The organism is Butyrivibrio sp. FCS014 (genome assembly GCF_000526935.1).
Taxonomy (GTDB): Bacteria; Bacillota; Clostridia; order Lachnospirales; family Lachnospiraceae; genus Butyrivibrio.
In genome coordinates this window covers 982,543-999,319 of record NZ_JAHA01000019.1, presented here as the reverse complement: position 1 = coordinate 999,319, position 16,777 = coordinate 982,543, and the positions used below count along the sequence as shown (strand labels likewise).

The window sequence follows — 16,777 nt, the reverse complement described above, 5'->3', positions numbered from 1 at the left end:
CTATACTTCCCTGGAAGTATAATTATTATACTTCCCCAGAAGTATAGGAGCACATTATGATCTTATATCACGGTTCTGTACAAATAGTGAATAAGCCGATTTATGGCGAGGGCAGGTCAGACAATGACTATGGCCGTGGCTTTTATTGTACTGAAGATATTGAGCTTGCTAAAGAATGGGCGGCTATAAGTGCTAAGGGCGGATTTGTTAATGAGTATTCGCTGAATACGGATGGCTTAAAATGTCTGAATTTGAATGATGGTAAGTATCATATTCTTAATTGGCTTGCTCTTCTGATGAGTAACCGCACAGTTCGGGTTACCAATCCTGTGGAAAAGCGCGGTATAGATTATGTTGTTTCCAAGTATCTTCCGGATGTGAGCAGAAGCGATGTGATCATCGGATACCGTGCGGATGATTCCTATTTCTCTTTTTCGAGAGCATTTCTCAGTAATACCATAACGATACAGCAACTGACTCATGCCATGAAATACGGGGACTTGGGATTACAGGTTATGCTCAGGAGCAAAAAGGCTTTTGGAGCAATCTCTTTTGTCGAATCTTATTTGGTAGATGGCAAGCTTTATTATCCCAAGAGATTAAAGCGTGATACCGATGCCAGAAATGCATTCCACAAGCTGTTGGAACAGGAAGACAAAGAAGGATTATATTTGAGTGACATCATGAGAAAGGGGATAGAAGATGACGACACCGGCTTTTTCAGAACTTTATCTTGATGATGCGATGCGAAATTTGGGGGAGATGACTGAGTACACCATGCTCGTCACCCCGGAAATACGATTGGAAGAATTGTTCAGAATGTTCACCATAAGTGGCTATGCCGATCGCTTTGAACACGGCGACCCGGCGGTTGTCAGTGGAATGTCAGGCACTGAGCTGCATCATAGAATAGTGGACAAATGCTACGGAGAGTACAGAAAATGGCCTCCGGCATTGGTGAAGTATGATACTGAGGCTGAATACTGGTATGGATATATCCTGGCATATGTTCAATGGAAACTGAGTTGCTCTTTTTTGGATATTCTCGAAAAAGTAACTTTTGACACTCTGGGCAGATTATATCCGGCATTGCATACCGTTTCGGAAGAAAGAGCCTTCATTGAAATCGAGAAGATGATGAACGCTACAGGAACTCAGGCCACAAGGCTTCAGGAGTACAGAAAGCGCTTGGGAATGTCCCAAAAAGAACTGGCGGATGCTTCTGGAGTCAATGTCAGGACACTTCAGCAATATGAAATAAGGGACAAAGATATAAATCGCGCTTCTACCGACAAGATTATTTCTTTGGCTAAGGTATTGAAGTGTACGCCTGAAGACATACTAGAACTTCAATGAGATCTTTTGTACGCTTGGGCACTTCCATTATCTTAACCACCATAGAGTAAGCATTTAAAACATACAAATAAGAGGACTTTCATGCGCATATTCATTTGGCTCCGTAAATACAGAACAACGATAAACGGAATATTCATCACTATATTTACATCTTTGATTCTCAATACAATCTCCGGCACCAGCGGAGATGTATTTAAGGATCCCTACAAGGTTTTCCTGCAGTTGGTTGACTTCAGGTCTTTTAGCGGAGTTCTGACTTTGGCTTCGCTTATTCTCCTTGTTCTCTTTAATGTGCTTCTCATTTGGGGAATCAATCGGATCAACAAGAAATCTTTTTCCAGGGAATTTCCGGAATTTATGAAGAAATACACAAGCCCGCAGATCGCAGATTCCTTAGGCGGTGGATGCATCAGCTGGGGAGAGGGCAAGACAGTTGAGATATGCAGCGATGTTATATTTGGCTGGACTCCGGAGAATATTGTCATCGATAGATACGATGATGTTATGTACTCGTTTTTCACGAAGGAATATAGTGAACGCAAATTTGGGCAAAAGAGCTATCACTTTAATGAAGAGGACTATGAAGCTTTTAAGTCGACTGAGTCCTTTGCAAAGATCATCAAGGACGGGAATAATCTACCAAGAGTTATGCTTAATAAATGCTCGGTAAACTTTGATAAGCACAACCGAAAACTGCTTCTTTCCGTGGGGAGAACAGAGTGGAGTCAGACCAGTTATGTGTGGGATGGCTTTGGAAAAGCCAAAGGCGATGAGGTCGATTCAAACAGCCTGATGAAGGAATATGTATCCGGAATAGTAAGTGGAGACAAGGCTGACCCATATCTTCCAAACAGTTTATGCATGCATCTTCTCATAGAGAGCCGTGATAATAAAGTTGTACTGGCTCATATTAGTGAGTCGAAGCGCAATGATAATCCGGGGACCTGGGCTGCCACACTGGGCGAGCAGCTTGACATCGAGGATATAATTGACGGCAAAAATTACATTGATAATTTTCTCTCCGGCTGGCTGAAAAGGGCCTTCAAGGAAGAATTTAAACTGGATGATAAAATGTTTGAGGACATTGTGAATGAGTCATCGCTCAGATGCATCAGCGTGGACTTTGAATCGGACAGGTATAATTTCGCTCTGCTCTGCACAGTGAAACTGCGATATTCCTTTGATGATTTTGATGAGAAGGTAAAGGTTCTTATATCCACAGATGAAGCTAACAGGCTAAAGGGCATCTCCATAGATGAAATCCCTGAAATACTTTTCACGTATGCAGATGAGGAACGCAGGAAAGAATATCATCCGTCAACATATCTGCGTTTACTGATGTTCTATATTCATAAGTGTGGATATTCGAAGGCAGAAAAAGAGCTGTTGAAGGTGGAAAAAGAGTTACATGAATAAACGATACATTATCGCCCCGCTCATCCTGGCGCTGTCGTTGACCGCCTGCGGAAGCCTGACACTTACAGACTCTCAGAAGGAGACCGTGGCTACATTAGATAATAAGCTTGAACAGACTGTGACGGAGGCTGCGCAGCAGCTGGAGGAATCGGCGGCTGCCATCAGCGATCACAAGGACGAGATCAAGGAACAGATTAAGGATGCGGAAGAGGTGGCCAAAGAGGCTATAGCAGCAAGCTCAGCTCTGAACAACGCCTCAGAAGCGGAGTCCCCCGACGCTGATGACACCAACGCGGAAGCTTCTGCTGAAACTGCCTCAACCTCCGGTGGCATCCTTTCATCGCCTGCTGACATCGCCCTTACGGACACCGACGGAAAGGGCGTAAATTACACATTCATTTACGACGGTGAGACCTTCACTGCTGTCTACAAGCCCGACAATTGGAGGATCTACGATTCCTACAGAGTCACAAGTGAAGCAGATATTACCATTATCTGTCAGGCTCTCATCGACGAGCACCCCGTCCATGGAAAAGATCTGGTGTCCTACCGCACAGCTGATGATATGGCCTATGAGTGGCTTGTACACAATACAGCCTATGAGCTTCTTCCTGACGGCGATGACTTAAAAGCCCATGCCAAAGATGTTGACCTGGATCCTAAAGACCAGGGCAGAACCCTCGAGGAGATCTACAAGGACAGAACGGGAAAAGAGCTGACAATGGACACCATCATGGAATATATGCAGCAGAATATCGGAGAGTGAATGCAAACTGAAAATGACCTGCCGCTCCTGATATGTGGTTTCCTACCGGATTAGCCGGTAAGACAGGCACATATCTTTTCCTGAGCAGCAGGTCATTTATATTAATGTTTTCTTATCTTATTTTACTTTGATTTCCAGCTGAGCAGCTTTAAGGCCCTTCCCGGTGATATTGACTTTAACTGCTCCGGGATTGACTCCGGCTCTGATAATAGCCTGAGCCTTTCCGAGGAAGGTGGTGTGGGAATTTCCTGTAAAGCTCTCTTTCGGAGCGGGACGGGCACTTCCGAAAGCGATAAGGCTTCCTTCTCCGGATACTTCAATGTTAAGCAGGGTGTCCACGGAAGACTTGGTTATTCCATTATCTCCAACAAGATCAATATTGATATAGCAAAGGTCCTGACCGTTTGCCCTAAGCTCGTCAACTTCAGGAACTGCGCTGATCCTGATGTCTCCGGTATCAGTTGAAAGGCTCTTTTCTGCAATCATATTTCCGTTGGAAGCAAATGACCTGGCGGTAATGGTTCCGGGCTCGTATTTCACATTTTTGAAATCAGCCATGAACTCTTTGGTTTTCTTCCTGCCATAGCTTCTTTCGTTGACAATGAGTTCAACGTATTCTCCGGTGGCATATACATGTACCTTGTTTTTGGCGCCTTCACAGCCGGGCCAGGTCCAGCTGCTTACACCGTCGGTGAGTCTCCACATACTGAGGGCTCCAATGTCTCCTGCCCTGGTCATGGGCTCAACGCTTATCTCCGGAGTGGTGGTCTGGTGCCAGATCATTCGGTTCCAGCTTATCTCGGGACGGAATTTGCCACAGATGTCGATAAGTCCTGCACCTCCTGAAATAATAAGGCGATTGCTGTCCTTTTTGTCACTCTTATACTGAACTGTGCCGATTCCGGACTCGCCCAGATAATCCATTCCTGTCCATACGAAGTCGCCCACCAGATAGGGGAGGCTTTCAACCAGCTTCCAGTTTTTGTAGGCGGCGCAGGGCAGTGTCTCTGAACCAACGATAACTCTTTCGGGATATTTCCGGCCCTCATTTACATATCTTGAAGTGGCGTAGTTATAACCGTTGATATCAAGGATACCTTCCAGAGATTCAGTCACTTTGTCGGCATCCTTCCTGGAAGCCATGCCATCCATGAGACTGCCCATGCGATTCATGAGCATGTTGAAGAAGGCGCTGGTAGGAACCGAATCGGTACCTGAGATATCTTTTTTGTCATTTCCGTAAAGACCTTTTCCCTTAGCTGCCATAACTGCAAGCATGAGGTTGATTCCGGCAGTGACCGGTCTTGTGCTGTCAATGCTTTTAACAAAATCCGTCAGCTCTTTCGCATAAGAAACTCCGCTGTCCAGACCCAGCTCTGAGATCTCGTTTCCTATGGAATACATGATGACAGAGGGGTGGGACATATCCTTGTCTATCATAGCCTTGAGGTCCTTCTTCCAATTGACTGTAAAGTCCTCATTTGCATAGTCATATCTGGTTTTGTGGATGATCCAGTGATCAACAAATTCGTCCATAACATAGATCCCAAGCTCATCGCAGGCCTCGAGCATTGCTCTTGAGCATGGATTGTGGGAACTGCGAATAGCGTTGAAACCGGCATTTTTGTGAAGCAGGATTTTTCTTCTCTCGGCGTCGTCGTATCCGCAGGCGCCAAGGATTCCATTGTCGTGGTGGATGCAGCTTCCGCGAAGAAGCGTACGCTTTCCGTTTACCAGAAGTCCTTTTTGGGGCGACCACTCTATTGTTCTGAAACCAATCTTCAGTTCTTCTAAGTCCGCAACCTTATCCCCGGTCAAAAGAGCTATCGTAAGTCCGTAAAGATCCGGTGATTCATCGCTCCAAAGAAGAGGTGAGTCTACCTGAAACTCTGCAAGGAAAGAACCATCGGTGACCTCGGTGACAAGCTCTTTTACAAGGTTGTTTTCATGCTTTAGCTCAATCTTCACGCTGTCTCCGCCGGTGGTAAGACCCTTGATTCTGACACTTCCGTCTGCCCTTGCATCTGCAAAAACTGAGTTGTACTGAAGATGACTTTTTTCTGCGACAAAGAGATTTACATTTCGATATATGCCGCTTCCGGAGTACCATCTGCTGTTAGGACAATTGGAATTGTCGGCAATAACGGTTATGGTGTTATCGGCACCAAAAATGAGCCGGTCCGAAAGATCAAGATAGAAGTTGGAGTAGCCGTAGGCATTTTTATATACTTCCGTATCGTTCACCAGGATAGTGGCCTTTTGATATACACCCTCGAACTCGAGGGCAATATGCTTTCCTTCCCATTCTTTTGGGGCGTGAAGTGATTTGGTGTAATAATAGACTCCCCCTGCAAAATATGCGCTTCCGGTTCCGGAAGGAAATGACTTTGATCTTTTTTCGCTGATCATTGCGTCGTGGGGAAGAGTGACGACTTTAGCGCTGCTCTTTTCATTTTCCTTATAGAAGGTCCAATCCAGATTAAACGGCTTTCTTTTCATTTCTTTCCTCCAGTCTGTTGTTGTCTTTTTCGACATTCATTGCTGCGAGAATAAGTGTCATTGCGATTGTGAGGATAAGCGGAATTCCTCCGTATATAAATTTTATCATGTTATTTACGGCAACGGTCTGGACCTCTGCTGTTCCGACAAAGCCTACTGCGGACAAAAGCCATCCTGACAATGCTGCGCCGAGGCCACCGCCCACCTTTACTCCGATTGAGGAACAGCTGAACATCATTCCTTCTGTGTGAAGTCCGGTCTTAAGATAGCTGTTCTGTGATACGCAGGCAACCAGGGCGTTCAGCGAACCCATCAAAAATGCCAGAGTGATGGCCTTCAAAACTGACAGCACAATGATTGCACCAAGATTCGCGGTATATACAAAGAAGAGAAGCACTACCGAAACGATGGTGGAGGCTATGAAAGATATGAGATTAACCTTGTACATTCCATATTTCTTAACAAGCATAGGATTTAATACAAATCCGATGATCATGAACAGTGATGCTGCGGAAACCGTTCCCAGAAGACCGGGATCGCCCATTATGTACTGGAAATAAAAAACGCCGATGCTCGTTCCAAGGCTTGTGTTGATATAAAGGAACAGATACAACCCCAAAAGGAGCAGGTAATATCTGTTGGTAACTACTGTTTTCAGCAATAGCCAGAAGCTTTCCTTCTCTGTTTCTTTTCCCTTCTCTACGGCGATGTCCGGGATTTCCTTGCAGACAAGGCTTGCAACTGAGTTAAAGATAAGATAGATGACAGCAAATACAATCGCCATTGCTCTCCAGCCTGCAACACCGCCGCCCAGTGCATTTGCTATGGCAACTGCGGAGGAAGAAACGATTATTGAAGCGAGCATTGCAAAAATATACCTGAAGGACCCCAGTGAAACCCGCTCGGATTCATTTCTGGTTATAAGAGCTGACATAGTTGCATAAGCGATGTTGTTGGCAGTGTAGAACAGCGCATTGGCGCAGGTATAGAAAATGAAGAACCATGCATATTTGGCTGTATCTCCCAAAGATGTGGGGACAGCGAAGATCATGATCATGCATAAAGCAAGCGGGAATCCGGAAAAGAACATCCAGGGCCTTGCTTTGCCCATGCTACTCCTGGTCTTATCTATAAGACTTCCGAAAAAGACATCTGTAATTCCGTCAAGGAGCTTACTTACCATGATAAGTGTGCCGACGATTCCGGGATTCATCCCGATTGTGTTGGTCATGTAGATGAGCACAAAGGACGAAACCAGCATGTAAAAGAAATTGGATCCAAAATCTCCGGATCCATAGGCAATCTTTTTGCCCAGTGATAAATATTTTTTCTCGTTATCCATTAGAAACCCTCCCAATAACAATGATAATTATGTTACATAAATGAGTTTAGTATCTTTGTTTTGGGCTGAAAATGACACAAATAACCATTTAAAATTGAAAAATGTATCATATTCGACTATCATTAGGGCATGGATATATCAAATCTTTTTTTCACAACAAACGGACCCGTAGATCCGGAGGTCTACGAATCCTATACCGATGCTACGCACTACCGATCCAGAGGTGCAATCGATCTGACTTTTGAGACGGTTCACCCGGATCAGGAGGAGGGGAATATTGTCTTTGCGCTGATTTCTCCAAAGCAATCCGTGCTGACGGTGATGCCCAAAGACCATCCAATGAACCCAATCCATAGATCGGTGCTGCATTCCCACGATTTTTTTGAGCTTCTGTTTGTCATAAGGGGAGAGGTTTATCAGAACATTGAGTACGAAAGGCACCTGTACACCAAGGGGAGTCTTTGCCTTATGAACAAGAATATCCATCATTCAGAGGAATTCTCCACCGATTACAGGGCACTGTTTGTTATGCTATCCAAGGAACTGGTACAGTCATTGTTTTTGGGACAGGATTATCTGTTTGGGGAGGAAAAGAAATTTGAAGGAAACCAGGTTTTTGAATTTTTCAGGAATAATACAGGCAGCAATGACTCCGGTGCAATGGAGTATCTGGATTTTATCCCGATAGATGAGAGTAAGGAGTGCTATGACAGAATGTACTCCTATTTCGAGAGGATGGTTACTATTTTTCTGTCTCCGGATCTTGGCAGCTCTTTTGAAATCAGGTCGCTTCTTTTGGAACTGTTTGAAACCTTAAGTGACAGCGGTTCCTACAGTACTATACCGATACATTTTGGTTCGGAAACAGAGCTGGGAATATTCAATCAGGTGAGAAATGCCCTCGTATCGACAAACGGAAGACTAAGCAGGAGCGACCTCAGTAAAAGGCTTAATTATTCGGGCTCCTATCTGAACAGCCTGTGCAAGAAATATTCAGGCCTGAGCCTTTTTGATTACGGAATGAATATCTGCATGAAAGAAGCAGCAAAACTGCTTGATAGCACAGATATGAATGTGGCTAAGATTTCAGAGCATCTTGGTTTCACCAACAGAAGCCATTTCTATTCAATATTCAGGGAGCACTATGGCGTCTCGCCGGCTCAGTACAGGAAAAGAGACAGCGACTAATCCTGCGCCTTTTTACTCGCTTTTTCTCACCCCAAAAATGGCAGCCAAAAAATTTAAAAAAAATTTTAGTCTTTATAAAACCTTTTGCCAAACACCCCGGTATTACTTATGTAAGACAAAACAACAACGAGATTCTTCAAAAGGAGGAACATAAGATGTCCAATAATACAAACGAATATAACGAGAAGAGAAAGAAGTACCTTATCGACAAATATGCTTCATTTCTTGTACCGGCATTCATCTGTGCATTGGTGAGCCGTGGTGATAATGGCCAGGTGGTGGAAGTGATCTTCGCTTTGATCACAATTGTATCGATGATCATGCATGTAAGAAGGTGGAAAGAGCACGGAGTGTATGCAGCTTTCATCTATGAGCATGAAACAGGAGAGACTGCTCCAAAGGGCTGGTACATAAAGCGCAGCATGAAAGAAGGTTTTCAGGTTAATAAGCACATATTTGCTTCCCTCATGAGCTTTGTATTCGGCGGCTTCTTCCAAACTGTCTCAAAAGAAGAAATGGATCGTAGGAACGCGGAGGCATCAGAGAAAGAAGAGCAGGAGAGAAGAGAGCGCGACCGCATGGAGGCGGAAGCCTACAGGGAGGCTTACAAGGACTGGGGTACCGGCGCCTGATCAAATGTAAGGAACGCTAATGCGGATTTCTTAAGAGGAGGAGAGAAAATGATGGGGATTGAAATGATGAGGGATATCTTAACAGTATTAAGTTCTATGGTGCTTTCAAGTTTTGCAATCTACACAGTAGGTTACCTTTTTCCGGGAATCGCAGGTGCCGATGCCAAAAAAGAAGAGGGAAAAGAGCTATCAAGTAGCGATGTTCCCAGCTTCCAATAAGTTATGAATCTCAATTAAATACAGTAGTGCAAAAGCTCACAAAACTCAGCATTCTCGTTGGTTTTATGGGCTTTTGTTGTCGTAATATTGGCACTTAAACTTGTGCCATGCTACACTAATTAATGGGATAAATGCAGCATAATCAGTTCATTTCATGAAGGAGGCTTAATAAATGGATAGTTCATTGCTGATCAGTACATTTGGTACGGATGATCTGGGAGAATACCCTGATTGTCTTGACAAATATGCGGAGTGGACACATGGAAAGTCTAATGCAGGCGCCTTTGTCCAAAGCTGTGAGCAGTCCTTTCTTGACTGTGATATTCCCACATCCTTTCTTATCATCTATTTTTATCTGAAGGAAAAAGTAGCGGATGAGGCTGCCTTCAATTCAGATATTCTTTATATCCTTACCGATCTGCTAAGACCGTATGCGGAAACCAACCGTGAGAGAAAAATATTCAGCTATGGCCGGGAGGTATACTACAGGCTCTTACTGCAATTTGTCCTTGACCAATTAAAGCGCGGGCCCGAAGGATTAAAAATAATACAATATTACTCCTATTATGACGGTTTTCATTTAGAACAAAGAGAATTTGATGTGAAAGTCATCGTTTTTGATGATGAAACAATAAGCACGGTATCAGGCATTAAAGAAGCCTTTTTTAACATCCTTAGGAAAATGCCTTCTGAGGACATAAGAGATACGTTTCCCCTTTATGCGCTAACAGTGTTATCGCGTATAATATCTCCGGAATCGTACAGGGAAATAGTGATGAGTCACTATGAGGAAGAAAAGGATTTCATCAAAGAAAGCAATAGGATGAAATGGATAAAGGACGGCAATTATGTAGAGCTGCAAGCATCTATAATACAGTCCATGGAAATAGATAATGCAAAAGGGGACAGGGAGTTTTACTCTGAAGAGCATCTGAAAAAGACAATACGGCAGTTTACCAGGTGTTATATGAATGCTGTCGAAGACGATGACAGCAGTGAGCTCAAAGAGGCAAAAAGACTTGCGGGAGTAATAGCGGACAGCTATAAGTACCAGGAACGGTTAATTGAACTTCTTGACAATGAAAGAAGGCTCACGGAACCCCAATATGCGTATATAAGAAAATTCTTTGTTGAGTGCATGGAGGAATACTTACAGAATCACATATACATATTATATGAAGGGCCGCTTATGGAGCGGAAACACGGGATGGATATCAGATCTTATCTCGAACCGCTTTACAAAAGCAATAAATCATTCCTGTATCCAGGAATTTACAGACGCAATAAATTATGCCTGTATCTAGGGCTTTACGATTACTTTATTGATCCATCGACAGACCCGGATGAATGCCATCTGCTGATCTTCATTGAGGAGGAGTTGTTTGGTGCCAAGGCGTCTTTTTCCTTTTTACATGCGTCGCAGAAGATCGAGATTTTCTGGTTCCTGGCATATACAGGCAAGTATGGCACCTTGAAAAAAGCTCATTTTTGTATGAATACGATGGGATACTTTTGGAATGAACTCAGACTTTTGATGGAGCTTAACGAGGTTACAGATAAGAGTATATTCTATATTTCCAGACTGATCTTTTCTTTCTGCCATGATGCAGAATATCCTGTAGTACCGTATATCATGAGTACATTGAATTATGATCACCTTCGAAGGGTGCTGACTATGCTGACTGCTCCGGATGAGGCGAACACACAGAACGGATTCAATCGGCTAGCGTATATATCCCTTATTCAGCGTGTCGGGAATGCGGCTGTAAGTGTACCTGGTGGCAGTTCTGAGGTGTACGGAGACAGACTTTTATGGACAGAAGCCTTTTATAGATTAAGGCTTATAAACTATTCTTCTTTGGATGCCCTGATAGATGAGTTTATTCTGATGGCAAACTGGTCCGGTATAGAAGCGTACTATTTCGCACCGGTTATCCTTGCGGTGGCTGATGACATTGCAAAAAAGGACTTTGGGATTGATAAGAAAACTGCGCTTATGAGATTTATAGAAAGCGCTACTGATGTGATCGATATGCCAAAAGAGCTTCCGGACAGAAACCGGGCAAGGCTTATTTTTAATGAACTCCAGAAAGAAAGTTCAGGACTGTATATTACAAAGATAGTTCTTTTCACCAGGTATGCTCTGATGAATTTTCTTTCTGATGGATTGGAAATGATCCGGATGTTCTCTAAGGTTGATGTTCTTTCGACTCATAATATTCTGCTTAACCAGTCTGATAGAATAGGAGCATTCAGACTGGCTAATGTCCGTCATGATAACCAGTTAAATGAAGAAATGGGACCCGAGACATTTGTGGTAAAAAAGGTCTCTGACGACCTGGAAGATCAGCTGCTTCTTCTTAATTCTTATTTGAAAAAAGTCATAGAAGACTCAAGGCAGCGCGGAGCCGATGATGAAAAGATCACAGATATATATTTTGATACATACCTGTCCTGCTTTATCAGATTGGATGCATTTAACTCGATGATGAAGGAAAGCTATGGAGATGATTGGGACATTAACAGGCAGATCAAAAGACGCGGCGGCTTACGCAGGATCTGCAGACGGAGTCATGAATCAGAGACGTCCCAATGGTACCGGGATTCAACGGCACCTATACAAGTTTATAGTAATGTGTTATCTTTTGCCGAAATACTGAGTGATGAATTTAGGGCTAATACCCCTGAAGAATTTGAAATGGCTCTTAAGGGAGATTTTTCATATCTTACTGACAGAGCGAAGAGTAAAACCGGTGACAGTGTCCGGATATCCTCCGATATACGGGTAAAAGGCAACAGTATGAAAGTGATATTGCCTGACAATGGAGAGGGCATAAAGGATGACGATGGGGATCTTAAGCTGATCATTGAAGGGTTTAAAATAGAGGAAGATGGCAGTGTCACCGCAAATGTCAGTTTAGATGAAGGAGATAATGATGCCGGGAAGTGAAAAGGTTATTGTTGCCAAAGGTGAATTTGTTGACATGATCTACTCTCAGGTTGGAGAGAAGTTTACACAAATGCTGAAGCGGCATGAAAAGGATGATAAGAATGGGCCTTTGGCAAATTTGGATGAACAGAATGCCGCCTGCAGGTTCTTTGGGATCAGGATAAGTGCCAGGGAGAATGCAAGTCCGGAAGCGGATTCTGACGAGATTGCCGGAACCAGAATAGAACTTACCCGAAAGATCATAGGTCTCTATTATGATATTCTTTCGGAAGACCTTTCGGAGATAACCGATGGCAGGAACGCCGATGTCAACCTGGTTCCCGATAATCTTATGCGCCTGTATTCTTTAAAAGACGTGGATAATTGTCCGTTGGAATCAGAAGCGATCCTTTCCAGAATGTGCTATCTGCTGGATCAATACAGCAATCAGTTTGATTACAGTGAGGATAGAGGATCGGTCTGGCAGCATATGATAGATCTTGATCTTCTCTCGGAATATGTGGATGAGAATGGACACGCTGCGTCCCGGGAAATAGTCGAATCTTTTCATCTTCCAAACGATGATGCCGAGCTTCTGGAGGCTCTTACACGCGGAATTCCGGAAAGATGCCGCAATAAAGACGGAACAATTGTAACTGTTATCGACTACGATAAAGTCCCCAAAGACATGCCAAGGTATAAGTTCAAGTATCCTGATATTGCTCAGATCATAGCCAGGATGTACGCCTACAGAAACGGGACAACTCATAAAGCATACTGGAGCGCAAAACCCCTGGAGACAAAATTCATGTCTGCTTCGGATATGGTGCTTACCGGAATGATCATCACAATGAAATATGCCTGGCCTCTGTTCTTGAAAATGCTAAAGCGCGAAGATGAGCTTATTGGAGCAACAGGGTATTGCAAAAGAATAGTTGATAACTATGAGACTGATGCAGAGAGCAGGATGTTCTGTAATTTTAAGTGGAATCTTACAGATAATCTGCCTCCATATGCGCAGGGAATCGGACTTGCCAGGAATAGTGATATAAAGAACATCTCAGTATATCTGTGGAAGAGTGGCCTCAACAGGGCAAATCTTTTACAGGGCGTTGCAGGATGCGGTAAATCATGGGCAATGCGAAAGCTCCGGTACGAATATGCCAAGGATTATCTAAGCTATAAAAAGGAAGAAAACATTGGCCTTAGCAAACGTGTCTTTTGCCCGCTCATACCTGTGTATATACCGATGATCTCCTGGTATAGGGAGATTACAGATGACAGTAATTCCATTATCGATGTGATATCCAGGATCATCCTTAGGCTTTCGGGACTTGGAGCTGATATGAAGGATGAGATACGCATGGGAGTCAGACACCTTCTTATAGATAAGAGATTTCTGGTGATATTTGATGGCGTTGATGAGTGCCCATATGGAGATAAGCCAAGGATATACAGGGCTATAGAGGGATTTGTTGCAGATTACTTTGGCGGTAAGCCTTCCAATCTGTGCCTGATCAGCGACAGGGATGTCAGCACTGAAAACCAGGCCAATATGGTATCTTATGTTGCTGATGATATTAGCAGAGATGACGTAGCAATGTACGTCAATCGGTTTATGGCCAATAATCCCAAGGATGATTACCTTAATGATGATGGTAATATAAACAATGCAGTGAAAATTGGTCTTATAAACAAGGTTGTCAGCCTGAAAAAGCCTGAAGAGATCAGTACAGTGTTTGAACTGGCTCAGCTAACCATGATCGCTTCCGCATCTGAGGAGAAATATAAGGAATTTCTGGATAGGAGTGAAGATAAGAGGGCTGTTGCTCTTAACAGATACTACCTGATGGCACTCCTTGAAAGAGAAGCAAAAGAAAAGCTGATAGCTGAAGGCGGGGATTCTGAGGACCATTATGATGCACTGTGCAAGGTACTCAGTGATCTTAGCAATAAATTGGAGGATGAGGATATCACCGCTATCGACAGAGAAGCTCTGATGGAAATAATACTGGAGGCAGTAGGTGGTGATAAAAACCTCGCCAAGACCTACAGAGTACATCTTGTTCAGGCGGGACTGCTCAGAGAGTATCAGGACATGATGGATATAGACAGGAAATGGTACTATTCGTTTATAAATCAGGACATTCAGGAGGCGGCAGAAAGATTGTGAGAAAAAATAAATCATATAGTATTCACAAAAAAACAATTTAGTGCTATTATATGATTACTCGCGAGAGTAAAACCGATCATTAAAAACTAAATACTGCAGATATATATTTCCTTAACTGATGAATATTCAGCAGAGTGCTGGATACCGTACGTGAGGCGGTACCCTCACACCCTTTAGGAGGTGTATATCATGAAGAACATGATGAAGGATATCTGCAGTAACGAGACACTTAATGCATTGGTTGAGGCTTATCGCGGGGGTGATGAGGGAGCGTTTGACGCAATCTATAAAGAATGCGAGCAGATTGCCAAAGACGTGTATAATAGAAAGATTTATGGGAAGGAGCGCTATCCTTTCGATGACCTTTTTCACGAGGCCATCACCAAAGCGTGGATGAAACTTGACAGCTTCGATGCTGAAAAAGGAACTTTCCGCTGTTGGTTTTGGAGAATCTTCTATAATACATGCATGTCAGGCTGCGAGTATACTAATGCGCACTCTTATGCGGAACTTTCATCGATCGATGAGTCCAGTATCCGCACCAAGAATCCCAGTGATTTTTGGAAGGAGGGATGTGCAGAAGAGGGTGATCCCGGCGTCAAGAAGCTGTATCACCATGATCAGGAGCTTATCGAGGATGAGATTACATCTCAGGAGAGCCTTGATGAACTCTTGCAGTGCATGGAGAAAGCCCTTTCTGACGAGCAGAACGAGGCAATATACTTATTCTACTTTGAGAATAAGTCGATTGCAGACGTTGCTAAGATGCAGGGCTGCAGCGAAGCTACCGTGAAGTCCAGACTCCATCAGGGCCGTAACAAGCTCAGAGTCCCGCTCGAAGAGCTGGGACTCGCTTCGTAACGGCCTCTCTATCACCAAATACAGGCTATTTTTACCAGCAGGAAAAATTTCTGCTGGTTTTTTTTATTTTTTTTAAAACCTTTTCCAAAACCTCCGGGTATTTATTATAGAGAAGCAAACACCATGAACAATAAAAACAGATCATAAAGGAGAAAAAGCTTATGTTAAACATGGACAGTATCTTACACATTATGAGAATCGCAAACTACATCTATGCAGGAGTATTCTTCGGAATCTTCCTGTTTGGAGCCTTCTTTACGGCGAAGTACAAGACCAGGGAGCAGCAGTTCGCTTTCGCCAACAAGTACCTGAGGGGCCCCATCATCTTCGTATTCTCCATCAGGGAGAAAAACAAGCAAAGGAGACAGAGAAGGATTCAAAGAAGAAGCAACTGATAATAAGACAGATAAAGTAATGTAACAGACAAAGCAACAGACAAAGTGACAAAAACCGGGAGGAAAAGATTATGATAGACATTCAGATGATCAAAGGCATTTACACAGTAGTATCCTTTGTGGCATTCACAGGAGTTTCAATTTGGGGAATGGTAGAACTGTTCTGGGGAAACTTAGACGATGATGAGGATGCGGCAAAAGAGAAAACGGAGTCAGCAGCAGATACTGAATAAATGTTTCAAAAATAAGACTATCTCATGATACAAAAAAACGCAAACCCCGCTTTTGGCGGGGTTTTGAAGTAATTTTAAATTGACACTGATATACTAAAAATGAGATGATAATATTATGCGATTGCGTCATATTCGGAGGTAAGAGATGGATATTAAAACTGATATATTTAATGGGGTGGTAAACAGCCCCGCAGCACCGGGAACAGAGCCCCCGGCAGAAACTTCAGCCACTCCGGCTCCTGATGCCGGAAGTGAGAGCAGCAAGGAATTTGCGGCTCTTTCTGAAAAGATCGACGGCCTTAAGCAGTTATTCGAGGACAAGATCCAGAAGGAGACCCACAACAATCAGCTGATAGACAAGCTGTATGCCGATAAAAAGGCCTATGAAGAGGACATCGTTGCTGCTATAACAGATCCCATCCTTATGGAGATCATCCGCGTTATAGATGAGATCAATGAGCAGCTCAAATATATATCTGAAGAGCCAAGTGATGAGAATTACAAGGATCTTCTCAAGAGATTCAAACAGCTTCCATTAAGACTGGATGACATCCTGTATGACTTTGACGTGACTTCCTACAGCATCGAAGGAACCAAGCCCGATGCCAAGTTCCAGAGATTTACCAGGGTCATCGAGACTGATAATGAGGAACTGGGAGGAACGGTAGCAGAAGTTTTGCAGCCCGGATACAAAAAGGGCGACAGAGTCATCAGACACCAGAACATTGCAATTTACAAATACACAGAGAAAAAAGGAGAGAACTAATA

15 protein-coding genes are annotated in these 16,777 nt (G+C 43.5%); 13 read left to right on the top strand and 2 right to left on the bottom strand.

The window, feature by feature from the left end; all coding sequences use genetic code 11:
* Window positions 1–56: 56 nt before the first annotated feature.
* From T456_RS0117180 to T456_RS0117165, 4 genes are all read left to right on the top strand, one after another.
* Window positions 57–737: a DUF3990 domain-containing protein gene (locus T456_RS0117180; RefSeq protein WP_024867240.1), complete on the top strand. Its 681-nt coding sequence runs from the start codon at window positions 57–59 to the stop codon at window positions 735–737.
* Window positions 703–1,356, top strand: coding sequence for a helix-turn-helix domain-containing protein (locus T456_RS20590; RefSeq protein WP_024867239.1), 654 nt, complete (start codon window positions 703–705; stop codon window positions 1,354–1,356). The genes T456_RS0117180 and T456_RS20590 overlap by 35 nt, the downstream gene beginning before the upstream one ends.
* Before the next feature lie 81 nt (window positions 1,357–1,437).
* A complete protein-coding gene (locus T456_RS0117170) occupies window positions 1,438–2,772 on the top strand; it encodes a hypothetical protein (protein WP_024867238.1) in 1,335 nt (444 codons plus the stop codon).
* A complete protein-coding gene (locus T456_RS0117165) occupies window positions 2,765–3,538 on the top strand; it encodes a hypothetical protein (protein ID WP_024867237.1) in 774 nt (257 codons plus the stop codon). Before T456_RS0117170 ends, T456_RS0117165 begins: the two co-directional genes overlap by 8 nt.
* Before the next feature lie 117 nt (window positions 3,539–3,655).
* Here T456_RS0117165 and T456_RS0117160 read toward each other — a convergent pair whose 3' ends face one another.
* Both T456_RS0117160 and T456_RS0117155 read right to left on the bottom strand, forming a co-directional pair.
* Complete coding sequence (locus T456_RS0117160; RefSeq protein WP_024867236.1) at window positions 3,656–6,037, bottom strand: glycoside hydrolase family 2 TIM barrel-domain containing protein; 2,382 nt, start codon at window positions 6,035–6,037, stop codon at window positions 3,656–3,658.
* On the bottom strand, window positions 6,018–7,379 hold the full coding sequence (locus T456_RS0117155) for an MFS transporter (protein ID WP_024867235.1): 1,362 nt from the start codon (window positions 7,377–7,379) through the stop codon (window positions 6,018–6,020). The genes T456_RS0117160 and T456_RS0117155 overlap by 20 nt, the downstream gene beginning before the upstream one ends.
* A 129-nt stretch (window positions 7,380–7,508) precedes the next feature.
* On the opposite strand from T456_RS0117155, the gene T456_RS20585 reads away from it, so the two are divergent.
* The 9 genes from T456_RS20585 to T456_RS0117110 all read left to right on the top strand — a co-directional run bounded on the left by T456_RS20585 (window position 7,509) and on the right by T456_RS0117110 (window position 16,775).
* Window positions 7,509–8,567, top strand: coding sequence for a helix-turn-helix domain-containing protein (locus T456_RS20585; protein WP_024867234.1), 1,059 nt, complete (start codon window positions 7,509–7,511; stop codon window positions 8,565–8,567).
* Window positions 8,568–8,722: 155 nt separating this feature from the next.
* Window positions 8,723–9,199: a hypothetical protein gene (locus T456_RS0117145; RefSeq protein WP_024867233.1), complete on the top strand. Its 477-nt coding sequence runs from the start codon at window positions 8,723–8,725 to the stop codon at window positions 9,197–9,199.
* Between the two features lie 48 nt (window positions 9,200–9,247).
* Entirely contained in the window at window positions 9,248–9,418 is a 171-nt protein-coding gene (locus tag T456_RS22640; RefSeq protein ID WP_155838130.1) for a hypothetical protein, read from the top strand.
* Window positions 9,419–10,019: 601 nt separating this feature from the next.
* Window positions 10,020–12,368, top strand: a complete 2,349-nt coding sequence (locus T456_RS0117135; RefSeq protein WP_207640369.1) for a hypothetical protein — start codon at window positions 10,020–10,022, stop codon at window positions 12,366–12,368.
* Complete coding sequence (locus T456_RS0117130) at window positions 12,355–14,520, top strand: NACHT domain-containing protein (protein WP_024867231.1); 2,166 nt, start codon at window positions 12,355–12,357, stop codon at window positions 14,518–14,520. Before T456_RS0117135 ends, T456_RS0117130 begins: the two co-directional genes overlap by 14 nt.
* A 189-nt stretch (window positions 14,521–14,709) precedes the next feature.
* Window positions 14,710–15,381 carry an RNA polymerase sigma factor gene (locus T456_RS0117125; RefSeq protein WP_024867230.1) on the top strand — a complete coding sequence of 224 codons (672 nt, stop codon included), beginning with the start codon at window positions 14,710–14,712 and terminating at the stop codon, window positions 15,379–15,381.
* A 161-nt stretch (window positions 15,382–15,542) separates the two neighbouring features.
* On the top strand, window positions 15,543–15,776 hold the full coding sequence (locus T456_RS0117120) for a hypothetical protein (protein WP_024867229.1): 234 nt from the start codon (window positions 15,543–15,545) through the stop codon (window positions 15,774–15,776).
* A 71-nt stretch (window positions 15,777–15,847) separates the two neighbouring features.
* Window positions 15,848–16,009: a hypothetical protein gene (locus tag T456_RS22635; RefSeq protein WP_155838129.1), complete on the top strand. Its 162-nt coding sequence runs from the start codon at window positions 15,848–15,850 to the stop codon at window positions 16,007–16,009.
* A 145-nt stretch (window positions 16,010–16,154) separates the two neighbouring features.
* Entirely contained in the window at window positions 16,155–16,775 is a 621-nt protein-coding gene (locus T456_RS0117110) for a nucleotide exchange factor GrpE (RefSeq protein ID WP_024867228.1), read from the top strand.
* The last annotated feature ends 2 nt before the right edge of the window (window positions 16,776–16,777 follow it).